The organism is Pseudomonas flavescens (assembly GCF_013408425.1).
In the GTDB taxonomy this organism is placed as follows: domain Bacteria; phylum Pseudomonadota; class Gammaproteobacteria; order Pseudomonadales; family Pseudomonadaceae; genus Aquipseudomonas; species Aquipseudomonas fulva_A.
In genome coordinates this window covers 3,276,015-3,292,508 of record NZ_JACBYV010000001.1, presented here as the reverse complement: position 1 = coordinate 3,292,508, position 16,494 = coordinate 3,276,015, and the positions used below count along the sequence as shown (strand labels likewise).

Below are 16,494 nucleotides of genomic sequence, written 5' to 3'. Positions count from 1 at the left end.
GGGTCAGCGGCTCGAATTGCTTTCCACGAATTTCTCGTAGTACAGGTTGCCGTTGTCGATGCCGTGATCATGCAACCAGGTCTTGATCGCTTCGACCATGGGAGGTGGCCCGCATACGTACATGTCGAAAGGCTGCGCGGCGAGGACGGAGCGCTCGAAGTGCTCGGGGATCCAGCCGGATTTGCCGGTCCAGCCCGCTGACGGCCGCGATACGACAAGATTGAGGTCGAAGCCTGGCAGCTGATCGGAAAAGCCCTGCAGGCGTTCGATCTGGCACAGGTCGGCTTCCTGATTCACCCCGTAGAACAGCGTGACCGGCTGGCCGGCGCTGCCGCGTTCGGTCATTTCATCGAGCATGCCGAGGAACGCCGAAAGCCCCGTGCCGCCTGCGACCAGGAACAGGGGCCGGGCCACCTGGCGCAGGTAGAAACTGCCCAGGGGCGCTTCGAACTCGAGCACCTGGCCGGGCTGGCAGCGCTCGCGCATGAAGTCGCTCATCACCCCCTGTGGCAGCAGACGCACGAGGAACTGCAACTGATTGGCCATGCCGGGGCGGTTGGCGAACGAGTAGGAGCGCCACTGCTCGGTGCCCGGCACGCGCAGCCGTGCGTACTGGCCAGGCAGGAAGTCCAGCTGCTGGCGATGCTGGCTGGCGTCCACGTGCAACACCGCGGTGCTGTCGGACACCTGCTCCACAGCGCTGATCACGCCCTGTATGTGGCGCGGCCCCTCGGCATGGCAGAGGCTGGAATCGAAGTCGAAGTAGAACGCCGCGTCGGACTGCACGCGGGTCTGGCAGGTGAGTACCTTGCGCTGTTGCAGATCGGTTGCCGACAGTGCTTCGTCATCGACGTAGTCCTGGGTGTATTGACCCGATTCACAGCGACCCTGGCAGGTGGCGCACACACCTTCCCGGCAATCCAGGGGGATCTTGATGCCTGCGCGCAATGCGGCGTCGAGCAGGATCTCGTTGCCCTGCACCGGGCAGAACAGCGTCTTGCCGTCCGCGAAACTGAAGGCGACCTTGTACGTCATGATCGATAATCCGCTGAATCAGAGGTGGTAGAAGTCGAGCACTGAATTGATGGTGTCGTTGAGCAGCACCACGTGCTTGCGCGCGATCTTCCAGCTGTCGCCGGCCGGGCGCAGCCGGTAGTTGGCATGGCCGAAGAACTGCTCGGCGCTGCCCATGCGGTAGTACAGCGTCAGCCAGTTGACCCGCACCTCCAGCGCGTCGTCGGCCAGCGGGGCGATACGCAGGTTGCTGATCTGGTGCAGCGTGCGCGGCATGGGAATGGTCGACGCCGCCTTGCCGGTGCGGATGCGGAACACCCGATCTTCCAGGCCGCCGCGGTTGGGGTAATAGATCAGCGACATGCCTTTCTTCGGATCGCGGGTGTAGACGTGTTCCGACTCCCACTGCGGCAGATGGAACTCGCTGTCCTCGCTGAACAGATCCAGGTAGGCATCCCAGTCCTGTGCATCGCACAGCTCGGCCATGCGGTAGAAGAATTGCTCGATGCGGTATTGCAGTTCGGCATTCATGGCTCAGACCTCGTGCAGTTTCAGTGCTGCTTCGTCGGCGGCCTTGCGCGCCAGGCCGTCGAGCAGGAAGCGTTGCCAGTTGGCGTGCTGGTTGACGTACAACCCTTCATGGGTGAATTCGGTACCGGTAAGTACCGGCGCGATGCCGATGGCCTCGCTGTTGGGGGTCGCACCGTCCACCCATTTGCCGTGCCCGCGGGAGATATCGCTCCAGCGCTCCAGGCGTGCCTGGAAGCCTCGCTGGGCCTCGCGAAACTCCACCAGATCGTCCGGCGTACCCATGCCCGAGACGTTGAAGAAGTCTTCGAACTGACGGATGCGGTTTTCGCGATCAGCGTCGGATTCGCCCTTCACGCCAAGGCAGAAGCTGTTGATCTCGGTCTTGTTCCAGGCAATCGGACGAATGATGCGCAGCTGCGAGCTGATCTGATCGAGGAAGAACATGCTCGGGTAGATGTTCAGGTTGCGCAGGCGGTGCATCATCCACTCGGCCTTGCTCTGCCCGTACTCCTCCACCAGGCGCGGCATGATGCTGGCGTAGCCGGGGCGCACGGCGGGGTTGGGCATGTCGCTGAACAGCAGGCTGTGGCCGTTGTGGAACGAGAACCAGCCATCGTCGGTCTGCGCGTCACCGGCACCCAGCTTGCTGTAGTCGAGGGTGGCACTGGCGGCGGTGCCTTTCTCCGCGTTGACCTGCTGGCGGTGCTGCACGGTAGCCACGTAGTTGTAGTGCACGGTACTGACGTGATAACCGTCCAGACCGTTCTCGTTCTGCAGTTTCCAGTTGCCATCGTAGGTGTAGGCCGACTTGCCCGGCAGCACTTCCAGTTCACCGGTGGGCGACTGGGCGACCATCATGTCGAAGAACACCCGAGCATCGTTGAGGTAGTCCTCCAGGCTGTCGCTGCCGCTGGTGTCGAGGCTGACGAAGACGAAGCCCTTGTAGCTGTCGATACGCGCCTTCTTCAGGCCACGGGTGGCTTTGTCGAAGTCTTGCGGGTACTCGCCAGGTGCTTTCACCTTCACCAGGCGCCCGTCGCTCTTGTAGCACCAGGCATGGAACGGGCAGGTGAAGGTCGACTGATTGCCCTTGCTCACTCGGGTCAGGGTGGTGCCGCGGTGCTGACAGGCATTGATCAGCGCGTTGAGTCGGCCCTCGCCATCACGGGTGATGATCAGTGGCTGGCGACCGGCACGGATGGTCACGAAGTCGTGCTTGTTGGGTATTTCGCTTTCGTGGCAGGCGTAGATCCAGTTCTTCTCGAAGATCAGCTCCATCTCCAGGTCGAACAGTTCCGGCTCGGTGAACATGTCCCGGGCGATGCGATAAACACCTTCCACGGGGCGAAAGTCCAGGCAGCCCTCAATGAAGCGCTGCCATTGGGTCACGGTTCTCATGTTGCTCATCGGGGGCTCCTTTCGAGTGATCAGGCTCGACTCGATTGAAGCGCCGGTGCCCCCGGCTATCTATCCATTTACTGCGAGGGGACTATCCGTTTTGCGGTTATCCGCACTAAGTGGATAGTGGCTGCGCAAGGTGTCCATCGGCGGCAGGAGCAAGGCCGGGGCGGGGTGCAGCCAGCCGCTGGTTCGACGTGCTTCCTGGCGATTGTTGCCAGGCATGAAAAAACCGCAGCCAGGCTGCGGTTCTTTCATGGGGGCACGCCGTGTTCAGTGTGGCGTCGAGCGAGGCGATCCCCTGGGCCAGGTATCGCCGGCCAGCTACTTGGGCTGCAGCTCCAGCAGGCGACCGCCGCTGCCATCTTCCAGCAGCCAGATGCTGCCATCCGGGCCTTCCTGCACTTCGCGGATGCGTGCGCCCATGTCGTAACGCTCGGCCTCGCGGGCGTTGTCGCCGTCGAAGGCGACACGCACCAGTGCCTGCGAGGACAGCCCGCCGATCAGCCCTGCGCCGTCCCAGCCCGGGAAGCGCTCGCCCTGATAGATGACGAAACCCGCCGGGGAAATGACCGGGTTCCAGGTGATCTTCGGCGCTTCGAATTCGGGGCGGGTGTCGTGATCCGGGATCGATTTGCCGCCGTAGTGATCGCCGTTGGAAACTTCCGGATAGCCGTAGTTTTCGCCACGCACGATCAGGTTCAGTTCGTCGCCGCCAGCCGGGCCCATTTCGTGCACCCACAGCTTGTCCTGAGCGTCGAAGGCGATGCCGAGCATGTTGCGATGGCCCAGCGACCAGACCTGGGCAGCGACGCCGCCCTGGTCGGCGAACGGGTTGTCGCCAGGCACGCTACCGTCATCGTTCAGGCGCACGAGCTTGCCCAGATTGGCCTGCATGTCCTGGGCCGGGGTGAATTTCTGCCGCTCGCTGGAGGTGATCCACAGCTTGCCGTCCGGGCCGAAGGCCAGTCGATGACCATAGTGGCCGGCGCCGCTGACTTTCGGCGTCTGCTGCCAGATCACGCTCAGTTCGGTGAGTGCGCCACTGCCGTCGTCGTTGAGCTGCAGCTTGGCGCGGGCCACTGCTGCGCCCCGGGTATCGCCATCACCGGCTTCGGCATAGCTGATGTAGACCCAGCCGTTAGTGGCGAAGTCCGGATGCAGGATCACGTCGCCGAAGCCACCCTGGCCGCCGTAGGCGACTTCCGGCACACCGGCGATGTCGTGGGTAGCGCCGCTCTTCGGGTCGACATGCTTGAGTGCGCCGCGCTTTTCGGTGACCAGCAAGGTGCCGTCGGGCAGGAAGGTCATGGCCCAGGGCTCGTCGAGGGTGGCCCGGGGTTCGGCGGTGAACGGCCATTGCGCCTGGGGCAGGGCGTCTGCAGCCTGGGCGCTGAGGGTGGCGAGACTGAGTGCGATACCACCGAGCAGGTGGTGGACGGGACGGACCATGGCGAATCTCTCTCCTTAAGGACGGATCTCACACGTTACCCGCGCCTTGCGAGGGTAGCCGGACGTATTTGTTACGACGCACGTCAGCGCCGCTCCGTTCAAACGAAAAGCCCCGGCTACGCGCATGAAGCGCATGGCCGGGGCCCTGGGAACGCCGGGTTTCAGCGAACGGCTATCAGAGCGCTGCCTGCGGGCTGCGGCCCAGCACGCGCTGGTATTCCTCTCTGGCCTCCTGCTCGGAGAACTCACCCGACCACTTCGACACCACCACCGTGGCGACGCTGTTGCCGATGGTGTTGCAGGTGGCGATGGCCATCGACATGAAGCGGTACACGCCGAACAGCAGCGCCAGGCCTTCGACCGGTAGCGAGCCGATCGCCGTCACCGTGGCCGCGAACACCACGAAGCTGCCACCGGAAACCGCTGCGGCGCCTTTCGAGGTCACCAGCATGATGGCGAGAATCCCCAGTTGCTGCTCCCAGCTCAGCGGTACGCCATAGGCATTGGCGATGAACAGCACGCACAGCGACATGTAAATCGACGTGCCGTCCAGGTTGAAGGCATAGCCGGTGGGCAGCACCAGGCCGACGCTCTGCTTGGAACAGCCGAACTTCTCGAGTTTCTGCAGCAGGCGTGGCAGGGCACTTTCCGAGGAGGCGGTGCCGATGACGATGAAGATCTCGTCCTTGATGTACTTGAGGAAGCGCCACAGGCTGAAGCCGGAGAGTCGGCAGATGGTTCCCAGCACCACGAAAATGAAGAAGAACACCGCTGCGTAGAACATCAGCACCAGGTTGGCCAGCGACATCAGCACCGCGGTGCCATTGCTGCCTACCGCGTAGGCCACCGAGCCGAAGGCGCCCAGCGGGGCCAGTTTCATGATCAGGTTGATGAACTCGAAGAAGCATTCGGAAACGCGGTTCAGGCCGTCCTCGATCACTTCGCGTTTCTCGGCCTTGAGCGCCAGCAGGGCGAAGCCGAACAGTACCGAGATCACCAGCACCTGCAGCAACTGGCCACCGGCGAAGGCGCCGACGAAGTTGTCGGGGAAGATGCCGTAGATGAAGTCAATGGTCGATTGCGGGGCGTGACCCTTGGCGACCGCCGCTGCGGCAGCCGCCGAGGTGGCACCGCTGGGGTGGGCATCGTGCATGCCGGAGCCGATCTCGATCAGGTTGCCCCAGAGCAGGCCGATGGCCAATGCCAGTGTGGACACCACCTCGAAGTAGATCAGCGCGCGTATGCCCACTTTGCCGACGCGCTTGATGTCGCCCGCCGAGGCGATGCCGTGTACCACGGTGAAGAACACCAGCGGCGCCACGGCGGTCTTGATCAGCTTGAGGAAGATGTCGCCGAGGATCTTGAACTTGGCCGCGAGCTCGGGGGCGATGAAGCCGAAGGCGATACCGAGCACCATGGCCGCGATGACCTGGAAGGTCAGGTCGCGATAAAACGGTTTTTTGGCTGTGGATGACATGTCGGAATTCTCAATTGTTGTCTTTATGGTCTTGAGAGGTTTGGGCCCGTCGCCAGGCCCGGAGCGGCGATCAGCGGGCGACGCGCCCCTGGCGCTGCAGGGCGCGGTCGACCATGGGCCCGGCCAGGCCGAGGTAGTTGGCGGGATCGGTCAGGCGTTGCAGTTCGGCGCGGGGCAGGTGGTCGGCGACTTCGGGATCGCGCAGCAGGGCGTCGAGCAGGCTGACGTTCTCGTCGTTGGCCACACGGCAGGCGGCGTAGACCACGTCATGGGCGACCTGACGACCGAGCTCCGGAGCGAGGCCCATCATCACCGCCTCGGCGACGATCAGGCCGCGGGTCATGTCCAGGTTCTGACGCATGCGCTCGGTGCGCACGTCCAGCCCGGCGAGCATGAACTTGGCCTGGCCCAGTGAGGCCGCGCTGAGGGCGAAGGCTTCGGGAATGGCGATCCACTCCGCCTGCCAGGGGCCGGTGGAGCGCTCGAAGTCCTGGATCATCGCATCGAGCATCAGCCCGGCCTGCTGGCGCACGCCCTTGGCGGCGGCGTACATCAGCTCACAGGAAATCGGGTTGCGCTTCTGCGGCATGGTGCTGCTGGCGCCACGGCCCTTGACGAAGGGTTCGTAGGCCTCGCCCAGCTCGCTGGTCATCATCATCATGACGTCCAGGGCCACCTTGCCCAGCGAGCCGGTCACCAGTCCGAGGAAGTTGAGGGTCTCGGCCAGGCCGTCGCGGGCGACGTGCCAGGTGGCCTGTGGCACGCCCAGGCCGAGTTCCGCCATCAGCGCTTCCTGCACCTCCAGGCCCTTGTCGCCCAGCGACGCGAGGGTGCCGGCAGCACCGGCGAACTGGCCGATCTCGACCCGCGGGCGCAGTTCCACCAGGCGCTCGGCATGGCGGTCGAACATGCTCAGCCATACCGCGCACTTGTAGCCGAAGGTGATCGGCAGGGCGTGTTGCAGGTGGGTACGGCCTGCCATCGGCGTGTCGCGGTAGCGCTGCGCCAGGTCGGCGAGCAGACCCCGTACGGCCTGGATGTCACGCTCGACGATGGCCAGGGCGGCGCGCACCTGCAGGACCACGGCGGTGTCCATGATGTCCTGGGTGGTGGCGCCCCAGTGCACGTAACGACCGGCGTCACCACAGGTCTTCGACAATTGCTCGACCAGCGGCAGGATCGGGTAGCCGACGATTTCCGTTTCGTGCTGCATCAATGCCAGGTCGAGGGATGCGTAGCTAGCCTTGGCGGCAATCACCTCGGCGGCCTCGGCAGGAATCACGCCGCAGCGGGCTTCGGCGCGGGCGAGTGCGACCTCCACCTCGATATAGCGCTCGATCAGCGCTTTGTCGGAAAACACGTTGCGCATTTCGGCGGTGCCGAACATGTCGCGGAACAGGGCGGAGTCGAAGACGGTGGTGGACATGGGAAAGGATCCTGGCTGTTATTATTGATCGGACATAACTTATATGTACGGACATAATAAATACGCCTGCGCTGATACACTGTCAACCGCAACGGATCGGGAGCAGGTGAACGGTGAATCAGGCGCTTTATGCGGTCGTGGCAAGGGATCTGACGGAAAGCATCGTCAACGGGCGTTACCCGGTGGGGTCCCTGCTGCCCACGGAACTGGAGCTGTGCGAGATCTACGGGGTCAGCCGGCACACGGTGCGAGCAGCCATCACCCAACTGCTCAACCAGGGGCTGGTATCGCGTCGCAAGCGCGTCGGCACCCGGGTCGAATCGGCTTCGCCCAGCGGCGGTTACTCGCAATCGCTGGCGTCGGTCGCGGACCTGGTGCACCTGGCGGAAACCCAGATCCGCAGCATCCAGCGCGTCAATCATTTCGTCGCCGATATCGCCGAAGCCAAGCGCCTCGGCCTGCAGCCAGGCGGCCGCTACTTCTGCGTATCGAGCATCCGCATCGAGGAGGGGCACGCCCATGCTCCGCTGTGCTGGACCGACGTGTACGCCGAGCAGTGCTACGAGGCGGCCATCGAACTGGCCCGTGAGCACCCGGACGAACTGATCTCCGCACTGATCGAAAAGCGCTATGGGCGGCATATCGAGATCGTCGATCAGCAGGTCAAGGCCGTGCTGCTCGATGCCGAGCTGGCGAGCAGCCTGAATGCCGAAGTCGGTGCGCCGGGGCTGAAGATCGTCCGCCATTACCGCGACGAGCAGGGCGAACTGGTGGTGGTCTCGGAAACCGTGCACCCGGCTGACCGCTTCACACTGGTCATGCAGATGAAGCGTGAAAGGTCGCAGAGCTAGGGGCTGGCTGCACCCCTGCGGCAACGGTGCCACAATAGCCGTTCTGCCGTGACCCGAGCCCAGCCCCCCGTTCATGAAAATTCTCAGCCTGCGTCTGAAGAACCTCAACTCGCTCAAGGGCGAGTGGAAGATCGATTTCACCGCCGAGCCCTTCGCCAGCAATGGCCTGTTCGCCATCACCGGGCCGACCGGTGCGGGCAAGACCACCCTGCTCGATGCCATCTGCCTGGCGCTGTACCACCGCACGCCGCGCATGGAGCGGGTCGGCGGCGAAAACGAGCTGATGACCCGGCACACGGCCGAGTGCCTGGCCGAGGTCGAGTTCGAGGTCAAGGGACAGGGCTATCGCGCGTTCTGGAGCCAGCGGCGCGCGCGGGACAAGTCCGACGGCGCGTTGCAGGGCGCCAAGGCCGAGCTGGCGCGGCTGGATGGCGAAATCATCACCGACAAGCTCAGTGAGAAACCCCGCGAAGTGGAGCGCCTGACCGGCCTGGATTTTGGCCGTTTCACCAAATCGATGCTGCTGGCCCAGGGCGGTTTCGCCGCTTTTTTGGAGGCCTCCGCCAACCAGCGCGCCGAGTTGCTGGAAGAGCTGACCGGTACCGACATCTACGGGCTGATTTCCCAGCGGGTGTTCGAGCAGACCCGCGACGTGAAGACCCATCTCGATCAGTTGCGCGCCCGTGCCGAGGGCGTCGAGCTGCTTGGTGACGAGCAGCGCCAGGCCCTTGGTGACGAGGCGGCGCAACTGGCGGTAGAGGAAGGCGAAACGCAGAGCGCGTTCGCCGAAGCCGGCCGACAGCGGCAGTGGCTGACCGATCTGGCGCGCGCCGAGGCGCAGGTCACGGCGGCGGCCATTCAGGTCGAGGCCGCCAGCCAGGCCGAGCACGAGGCGGCCAGCGAACTCACGCGCCTGCACAAGAGCGAGCCCGCGCAGCGGCTACAGCCTGCGTATCAGGCCAGGCGCGAGGCTGCCAGGGCGTTGGCGACCAGTGAAGATCAACAACGAGCGCATCGTCAGGAGCTTGCCGCAGTCGGTGAACGTCTGCAGGCGAGTCTCGAGCTGGCAGCGCAGGCCAGCGCTGCGATCGCCCTGGAAAGGTACGGGGCCTTGCAGCGCCTGGACGATGAGTGTCGCGCCCTCGATGTGCAGTTGCAGGCCTCTGCCGACCATGAACGATTGAGCACCCAGCTCAGCGGCTGGCAGCATGCCTTCGACGCGCGCGATCAGGCGCAGCAGGCCATGGCCACGTTACAGGCCAGGCGGCGGGCTGGCGACGATCAGTTGCAGCAGTTTCAGCTCAGCCTCAGCGGGCTTGCCCAATCGGTGCAGGCTGCCGCCCAGACCAAGGCCAATGCCGAACAGCGTGTCGCCGAGGTGGAAGCGCGCTGGCAGAAGGCCCTGGCCGGGCGCAGCGAAACCGACTGGCGCAATCACTGGCAGCAGGTGCACGCCCGCGGCAGCGCACTGGAGCAGCTGGGGCAACTGGCTGAGCGACGTAGCCAGCTCGGGCAGCAACAGCAGCGCGTTGCGGCCGGTCTTGCCCGACAGCAGCACGATCTGGCCGAGCGCGAGGGGCGGCGTTCGGCATTGCGCGAGCGCTATCGGGAGGTCAAGCAGCGGCTGACCGATCAGGACAAGCTCCTCGAGCAGGAGCAGCGCATTCAGGCGCTGGAGGCCTATCGCAGCCAACTTCAGGCCGGCGAGGCCTGCCCGCTGTGTGGTTCCACCGAGCACCCGGCCATCGCCGCCTATCAGGCACTGGACGTATCGGCGACCCAGCGTGAGCGCGATGAGGCGCGGCAGACGCTCGAGGCACTGACCGAGCAGGGGCAGGATCTCGGCAATCAGCTTGCCGCGCTGCAGGCCCAGGTGGCGCAGAGCAGGGAGCAGGAGCAGGAACTGCAGCGCCAGCTCGATGCGCTGGTCGCTGCCTGGCAGCGTCAGGGCGAGGTGCTCGACCCACTGCCCGATGACGAGCCAGCACTCGCCGCCGCGCAAACCCGGCAGATCGCCGAACGCGTCGAGGTCGACGCGACCCTCAAGCAGCTCGATGGCCTCAAGCAGGAACTCGAACGCACCCGCCAGGATGCCGGCATCAGCACCCAGAAACATCTGGCGGCCCAGCAGCAACTGAGCGCCATCGAGCGCGACCGCGATCTCGCCCAGGCGGCGGCGCAGGCGTTGAGCGAGCAGCTCGACGCACAGCGAGAGCACCACGGCCAGGTCGAGGCCGAACTGACGGCACAACTGGCCGCCTTCGGTCATTCACTACCCGCTGACGGAGCGGCCTGGCTGGCCGATCGCAAGGCCGACGCCGGGCGCTGGCAGGAGGCGCAGCAGCGGCGTCAGGTGCTGGCACAGCAGCAACCAGGCTTGCAGCACCAGGTCGCCGATGCGGATAAACAGGCACAACAGTGGCAGGCACGCTGGCAGGAGGCGGGCGGTGAACCGCTGGTCACCGGGTTGCTGGACCAGGCCGCTGCACGTCTCGAGTCGGCCGAGGCGGGGTGGCGGAGTGCGGAGCAGCGCGGCCTGGAACTGCGCGTCACGCTGGAGGGCTTCGCTCAGCGGCAGGTCGGTCTGAGCGAGGCCGAGCAGAGCGCTGCCGCTCATTGGCAGGCGGCACTGGAGGGCAGCCCGTTCGGCGATGAAGGCGAGTTCCTGGAAGCCCTGCTCGACGAGAGCCAGCGCGAGCAGTTGCTGGCGCTCAGGCAGCGCCTGGAGAAAGCCCAGACCGAAGCCCGAGCGCTGCATGCCTCGGCTCAAGCACAGTTGAGCACGCTGCATACGGACCCACAGACCGAGCACAGTGCCGAGCATCTGGACGAACAGCTGCAGGCCTTGCAGGCGGCCTTGAAGCAGCTGGGCCAGCGCCAGGGCGAAATTCGCGGGCAGTTGCAGGGCGACGCCCAGCGCCGTCTCAATCAGCAGGCGCTGTTCGAGGCCATCGAGGCACAGCGCCGCGAGTACGATAGCTGGCAACAGCTCAACAGCCTGATCGGCTCGGCCGACGGCGCCAAGTACCGGCGTTTCGCCCAGGGGCTGACCCTCGGCCATCTGGTGCACCTGGCCAATGGTCAACTGCAGCGCCTGCATGGTCGTTACCAGTTGGCGCGCAAGTCGCTGGGTGAGCTGGAACTGGAGGTGATCGATACCTGGCAGGGCGATGTGGCCAGGGACACGCGCACCTTGTCCGGCGGCGAAAGTTTTCTGGTCAGCCTGGCCCTGGCTCTGGCGCTGTCCGATCTGGTCAGCCACAAGACGCGCATCGACTCGCTGTTTCTCGATGAAGGCTTCGGTACCCTGGACGGGGAAACACTGGAGGTCGCCCTCGATGCATTGGACAACCTCAACGCCAGCGGCAAGATGATCGGTGTGATCAGCCACGTCGAGGCGCTCAAGGAGCGGGTCGCCGTGCAGCTCAAGGTCAGCAAGGGGGTTGGCATGGGTTACAGCACGTTGGAGAAACGTTATGCGGTCTAAAGTTCTTGTGCTGTGCCTACTGACCAGCCTTGCCCATGCCGAAGATGCCCAGGAAGATCATGGCCTGCAGGTGATGGACGAGCGTGGTTGCGTGCTTGGCAATGCGAGCATGCAGGCACCGACCCTGACCCTGATGGCCGCCGCCTATGGCGAGTCGCCAGCGCGCAAGGACATGGCGCTGGCGCAGATGAAAGAGGCGCTGCAGGCCGGTTGCCCGGTCGACGAACCCGATCAGATGGGCCTCTCCGCCCTCAATGGCGCGATCCTCTATGACGAGCCGGAGCTGGTGAAGCTGCTGCTCGAAGGCGGCGCCGATCCGCGGCGCAAGATCGTCAGCCCGAAGACCACGCTCAATGGCCTCGATTCCTTCGCCTTTCTCGAACTGCTCGGCAAGCGCGATGGCAAGCGTGATCGCAAGGCCATCAGGGCGCTGCTGCAAGCGAAACGCTAGGCGTTTCGCCTGTCATCCTGCGGCCGCACACTGACGGTTGCAAATTCTCCGTGGAACCATGTGGCGGGTAGGGCTATCTGTTGTAGGTCTTTTTTATCGCCTTCGGGCAGATCCCAACCCATCAGGTACGCCCATGCAAAGACGTAACCTCCTGAAAGCTTCCATGTTGATGGCAGCTTGTGCCGGTCTTCCTGCCGGACTGTTCAGCCTGCGCAGCTTCGCCGAAACCGCCGACGGCAAGGCCGAATCCTTCGATTTCAAACAGCTGCAGTCGCGCGCCAAGAGCATGGCCGGCAGGGCCTACAAGAGCACCGCCGAGGTGTTGCCCAAGACCCTCGCCGAGCTGACGCCCCAGCAGTTCAATGCCATCCAGTACGACCCGGCGCACTCGCTGTGGAACGAACTGGACGGGCAACTGGATGTGCAGTTCTTCCACGTCGGCATGGGCTTTCGTCAGCCCGTGCGCATGCATGCCGTCGATGCCAAGAGCCGGGTCGCCCGCGAAGTGCATTTCCGTCCCGAACTGTTCGAATACGGCAAGAGTGGCGTGGACGTTGCGCAGCTCAAGGGTGACCTGGGCTTCGCCGGTCTCAAGGTGTTCAAACAGCCGAACATCGCCAAGTACGACATCGTCTCCTTCCTCGGCGCCAGCTATTTCCGCGCGGTGGACAACACCGGCCAGTACGGCCTGTCGGCCCGCGGCCTGGCCGTCGATACCTTTACCGACACGCCTGAAGAATTCCCCGATTTCACCGAATTCTGGTTCGAAACGCCGGACAAGAACGCCACCCGTTTCGTCCTCTATGCGTTGCTCGATTCGCCGAGTGCCACCGGTGCCTTCCGCTTCGATATCGATTGCCTGGAAGACCGCGTGGTGATGGACATCGACGCCCACATCAATGCCCGCAAGACCATCAAGCAACTGGGCATCTCACCGATGACCAGCATGTTTTCCTGCGGCGGGCACGAGCGGCGCATGTGTGATTTCGTCGCCACGGCGATTCACGACAGCGACCGCCTGTCCATGTGGCGCGGCAACGGCGAGTGGGTCTGCCGACCGCTGAACAATCCGGAGAAACTGCAGTTCAACGCCTTCGCCGATACCAACCCGAAAGGCTTCGGCCTGGTGCAGTTCGACCATGACTTCAAGTCGTATCAGGACACCGTGGTCTGGTACAGCCGCCGGCCGAGCCTGTGGGTCGAGCCGACCACCCCGTGGGGCGAGGGCAGCATCGATCTGCTGGAGATTCCTACCACCGGCGAAACCATGGACAACATCGTCTGCTTCTGGAACCCCAAGCAGGCCATCGAGCCCGGCACGTCGCTCAACTTCGGCTACAAACTGCACTGGGCAGCGCTGCCGCCGGTCAAGCCGACCCTGGCGCAGGTGCAGGCTACCCGCTCCGGCATGGGTGGTTTCACTCTTGGCTGGGCGCCGGGCGAGCACTGGCCAAAGCAGTGGGCACGTCGTTTCGCCATCGACTTCGGTGGCGGCCCGCTGGCCAAGATGGACGCCAAGGCCCAGGTCGAGGTGGTCGTCGAGGCTTCCCACGGTGAGGTCAAGGATTTCAGCATCCTTGCCCTGTACCCGGAAGTCGAAGGCTTCCGCGCACAGTTCGACTGGTTCCCGAGCAGCGACAGCGTCGAGCCTGTGAACATGCGTGCCTACCTGCGCCGCGTCGACAACAAGGAAGTGCTGAGCGAAACCTGGCTGTACCAGTACTTCCCGCCGGCGCCAGCAGAGCGTCGCTATCCGGACTGGAAAGCCGAGTCCTGACGAGGCAGGGCAGGCGCCCCTTTGGGCGGCGCTCTGCCCACGCTTCCAGCTGGCCTGCTAGACTGGCGCACTTTTCCGAATTCCAAGAAGTGCGCCATGGCCCAGCCGTCCACGACCTACAAGATCGATCTCAACCTCACCGATATCGATCGCAGCATCTATGAGAGCCTGCGTTTCACCGTGGCCCGTCATCCCTCGGAAACCGAGGAGCGTCTGGCGGCGCGGCTGATCGCCTATGCCTTGTTCTATCAGGAGCATCTGGCCTTCGGCCGCGGCCTGTCCGATGTCGACGAGCCGGCGCTGTGGGAGAAGAGCCTTGACGGTCGTGTGCTGCACTGGATCGAAGTCGGCCAGCCGGACAGCGAGCGCATCACCTGGTGCTCGCGCCGTACCGAGAAATTCAGCCTGGTGGCCTACGGCAACCTGCGCGTGTGGCAGACCAAGTGCCTCGACCCGGTGCGCACCCTGAAGAACATCAACGTGGTCGCCCTGGGTCAGGAGGCACTGGCCGATCTGTCCCTGGATTTGCCCCGTTCCCTGAGCTGGAGCGTGATGATCAGCGATGGCGAGCTGTTCGTGACCGACGAGCGCGGCCAGCACGAAATTCCCGTGGAGTGGTTGGCTGGCGAGCGAACGCTGGGCAACTGATCCGACCCGCGCCACGCCTGCGGGCCTGGCGCGCCCCCTGTTTCACCGCACGAGTAGAATCCGACGTCCATGCGTATCGAGTCCCGCCCGCTTCCCGCTTCTCTGCCCGATCTGGGTAATCTGCCACCGTTGTTGACCCGCCTTTACGCGGCCCGTGGGGTGCTCTCGGCAGTGGAGCTGGAAAAGGGTCTGGCACGGCTGATTCCGTTCACCCAGCTCAAGGGCATCGAGGCGGCGGTGGCGCTGCTGGTCGAAGGGCTGCGTGAGCGCCAGCGCCTGCTGATCGTCGGCGATTTCGATGCCGATGGCGCCACCGCGAGCACCGTTGGCATGCTCGGTTTGCGCATGCTGGGCGCTGCCCATGTCGATTATCTGGTGCCGAACCGCTTCGAGTACGGCTATGGCCTGACGCCGGAAATCGTCGCCGTGGCGCTGACCCGCGAGCCGGAACTGCTGATCACCGTGGACAACGGCATCTCCAGCATCGAGGGCGTGGCGGCGGCCAAGGCGGCGGGGCTGAAGGTGCTGGTCACCGACCATCACCTGCCGGGCCACGAATTGCCTGACGCCGATGCCATCGTCAATCCCAATCAGCCGGGCTGCAGCTTCCCGAGCAAATCGCTGGCCGGCGTCGGGGTGATTTTCTACGTGCTGCTGGCGCTGCGTGCGCGACTGCGCGAGCTGGGCTGGTTCAGCGCCGAGCGTCCCGAGCCCAATTTGGGCGAGTTGCTCGACCTGGTCGCGCTGGGCAGTGTGGCCGACGTCGTGCCCCTGGACGCCAACAACCGCATTCTGGTGCACCAGGGCCTGGCGCGTATCCGTGCCGGGCGCGCGCGGCCGGGGTTGCGGGCGTTGCTGGAGGTCGCCGGCAAGCAGCATGGGCGCATCACCTCCACCGACCTAGGCTTCATTCTCGGCCCGCGCCTGAATGCCGCCGGGCGTCTCGACGACATGAGCCTGGGGATCGAATGCCTGCTCTGCGAGGACGAAGGCCTGGCCCGTGACATGGCCGTGCAGCTCGATCAGTTCAACCAGGACCGCAAGGCCATCGAGCAGGGCATGCAGCGCGAGGCGCTGGCTCAGCTCAAGGATCTGCCCCTGGAAAACCTGCCGTTCGGGCTGTGCCTGTTCGAGGCCGACTGGCACCAGGGAGTGATCGGCATCCTCGCCTCGCGCCTGAAGGAACGCTATCACCGTCCGACCATTGCCTTCGCCGACGCCGGGGAGGGTATGTTCAAGGGCTCCGCGCGCTCGGTACCGGGCTTTCATATCCGCGACGCGCTGGATGCCGTGGCGTCGCGCCATCCGGGGCTGATCAGCAAGTTCGGCGGGCACGCCATGGCCGCCGGCCTGTCACTGCCGGCCGAGCACTTCGAGACCTTTGCCGCGGCGTTCGACGAAGAAGTTCGTCGTCAGCTCTGCGAGGACGACCTGACCGGGCGGCTGCTGTCCGACGGCGTGCTGAGTATCGACGAGTTCAACCTGCCGCTGGCCCGCGAGCTGCGCAATGCCGGGCCCTGGGGGCAGCATTTTCCCGAGCCGCTGTTCCATGGCGCGTTCCAGCTGGTGCAGCAGCGCATCGTCGGTGAGCGCCACCTCAAGGTGGTGCTGAAGAGCGAGTGCGGCAGCCTGCAACTGGACGGCATCGCCTTTGGCGTCGACCGTGAGGTGTGGCCCAACCCGACGGTGCGCTGGGTCGAGCTGGCCTACAAGCTGGACGTCAACGAATTCCGTGGTCAGGAATCGGTGCAGTTGTTGATCTCTCACCTGGCGCCGCGTTGACGTTCAGTCACGGAGCCCCGACGCTATCTTGAACGTTGCCCACAGGCCGATTGTCTATCTGCCTGTGCGACGCGGCCGTACGCGCAATATCTTGACGCAATCTGTAACCAACGTCGGCCAGGCTTCGCAGTAGTACGCGCAATATCTTGACGCAATCTGTAACCAACGTCGGCCAGGCTTCGCAGTAGATTCGTCCGTTC

At 64.5% G+C, this 16,494-nt stretch carries 12 protein-coding genes; 6 read left to right on the top strand and 6 right to left on the bottom strand.

The window, feature by feature from the left end; translation table 11 throughout:
* Nucleotides 1-3: 3 nt before the first annotated feature.
* From antC to FHR27_RS14640, 6 genes are all read right to left on the bottom strand, one after another.
* Entirely contained in the window at nt 4-1,035 is a 1,032-nt protein-coding gene (gene antC, locus FHR27_RS14665; RefSeq protein ID WP_179538921.1) for an anthranilate 1,2-dioxygenase electron transfer component AntC, read from the bottom strand.
* An 18-nt stretch (nt 1,036-1,053) separates the two neighbouring features.
* Nucleotides 1,054-1,545, bottom strand: coding sequence for an anthranilate 1,2-dioxygenase small subunit (antB, locus tag FHR27_RS14660; RefSeq protein ID WP_179538920.1), 492 nt, complete (start codon nt 1,543-1,545; stop codon nt 1,054-1,056).
* A gap of 3 nt (nt 1,546-1,548) precedes the next feature.
* A complete protein-coding gene (antA, locus tag FHR27_RS14655; RefSeq protein ID WP_179538919.1) occupies nt 1,549-2,952 on the bottom strand; it encodes an anthranilate 1,2-dioxygenase large subunit in 1,404 nt (467 codons plus the stop codon).
* A 315-nt stretch (nt 2,953-3,267) separates the two neighbouring features.
* Complete coding sequence (locus FHR27_RS14650) at nt 3,268-4,395, bottom strand: PQQ-dependent sugar dehydrogenase (RefSeq protein ID WP_179538918.1); 1,128 nt, start codon at nt 4,393-4,395, stop codon at nt 3,268-3,270.
* Between the two features lie 175 nt (nt 4,396-4,570).
* Nucleotides 4,571-5,872, bottom strand: coding sequence for a C4-dicarboxylate transporter DctA (dctA, locus tag FHR27_RS14645; protein WP_179538917.1), 1,302 nt, complete (start codon nt 5,870-5,872; stop codon nt 4,571-4,573).
* Between the two features lie 70 nt (nt 5,873-5,942).
* Complete coding sequence (locus FHR27_RS14640; protein WP_179538916.1) at nt 5,943-7,298, bottom strand: class-II fumarase/aspartase family protein; 1,356 nt, start codon at nt 7,296-7,298, stop codon at nt 5,943-5,945.
* Nucleotides 7,299-7,411: 113 nt separating this feature from the next.
* On the opposite strand from FHR27_RS14640, the gene FHR27_RS14635 reads away from it, so the two are divergent.
* The 6 genes from FHR27_RS14635 to recJ all read left to right on the top strand — a co-directional run bounded on the left by FHR27_RS14635 (nt 7,412) and on the right by recJ (nt 16,294).
* Nucleotides 7,412-8,149 (top strand): GntR family transcriptional regulator, encoded by a 738-nt coding sequence (locus FHR27_RS14635; RefSeq protein WP_179538915.1) that lies wholly within the window; start codon nt 7,412-7,414, stop codon nt 8,147-8,149.
* A 73-nt stretch (nt 8,150-8,222) separates the two neighbouring features.
* A complete protein-coding gene (gene sbcC, locus FHR27_RS14630; RefSeq protein WP_179538914.1) occupies nt 8,223-11,636 on the top strand; it encodes an exonuclease subunit SbcC in 3,414 nt (1,137 codons plus the stop codon).
* Nucleotides 11,626-12,087 (top strand): hypothetical protein, encoded by a 462-nt coding sequence (locus FHR27_RS14625; RefSeq protein WP_179538913.1) that lies wholly within the window; start codon nt 11,626-11,628, stop codon nt 12,085-12,087. The genes sbcC and FHR27_RS14625 overlap by 11 nt, the downstream gene beginning before the upstream one ends.
* Nucleotides 12,088-12,220: 133 nt before the next feature.
* On the top strand, nt 12,221-13,864 hold the full coding sequence (locus tag FHR27_RS14620) for a glucan biosynthesis protein D (RefSeq protein WP_179538912.1): 1,644 nt from the start codon (nt 12,221-12,223) through the stop codon (nt 13,862-13,864).
* A gap of 96 nt (nt 13,865-13,960) precedes the next feature.
* The gene (locus tag FHR27_RS14615) at nt 13,961-14,512 is read left to right on the top strand and encodes a YaeQ family protein (RefSeq protein WP_042551833.1); all 552 of its coding nucleotides are present in this window, start codon (nt 13,961-13,963) and stop codon (nt 14,510-14,512) included.
* A gap of 69 nt (nt 14,513-14,581) precedes the next feature.
* Nucleotides 14,582-16,294: a single-stranded-DNA-specific exonuclease RecJ gene (recJ, locus tag FHR27_RS14610; RefSeq protein WP_179538911.1), complete on the top strand. Its 1,713-nt coding sequence runs from the start codon at nt 14,582-14,584 to the stop codon at nt 16,292-16,294.
* Nucleotides 16,295-16,494: the final 200 nt, after the last annotated feature.

What these genes read in the sequence shown, in the direction of transcription:
- antC (WP_179538921.1), bottom strand. Translation starts at nt 1,035, where the DNA reads ATGACGTACAAGGTCGCCTTCAGTTTCGCGGACGGCAAGACGCTGTTC.
- FHR27_RS14640 (WP_179538916.1), bottom strand. Translation starts at nt 7,298, where the DNA reads ATGTCCACCACCGTCTTCGACTCCGCCCTGTTCCGCGACATGTTCGGC.
- FHR27_RS14650 (WP_179538918.1), bottom strand. Translation starts at nt 4,395, where the DNA reads ATGGTCCGTCCCGTCCACCACCTGCTCGGTGGTATCGCACTCAGTCTC.
- recJ (WP_179538911.1), top strand. Translation starts at nt 14,582, where the DNA reads ATGCGTATCGAGTCCCGCCCGCTTCCCGCTTCTCTGCCCGATCTGGGT.
- FHR27_RS14615 (WP_042551833.1), top strand. Translation starts at nt 13,961, where the DNA reads ATGGCCCAGCCGTCCACGACCTACAAGATCGATCTCAACCTCACCGAT.
- dctA (WP_179538917.1), bottom strand. Translation starts at nt 5,872, where the DNA reads ATGTCATCCACAGCCAAAAAACCGTTTTATCGCGACCTGACCTTCCAG.
- antA (WP_179538919.1), bottom strand. Translation starts at nt 2,952, where the DNA reads ATGAGCAACATGAGAACCGTGACCCAATGGCAGCGCTTCATTGAGGGC.
- FHR27_RS14620 (WP_179538912.1), top strand. Translation starts at nt 12,221, where the DNA reads ATGCAAAGACGTAACCTCCTGAAAGCTTCCATGTTGATGGCAGCTTGT.
- sbcC (WP_179538914.1), top strand. Translation starts at nt 8,223, where the DNA reads ATGAAAATTCTCAGCCTGCGTCTGAAGAACCTCAACTCGCTCAAGGGC.
- FHR27_RS14625 (WP_179538913.1), top strand. Translation starts at nt 11,626, where the DNA reads ATGCGGTCTAAAGTTCTTGTGCTGTGCCTACTGACCAGCCTTGCCCAT.
- antB (WP_179538920.1), bottom strand. Translation starts at nt 1,545, where the DNA reads ATGAATGCCGAACTGCAATACCGCATCGAGCAATTCTTCTACCGCATG.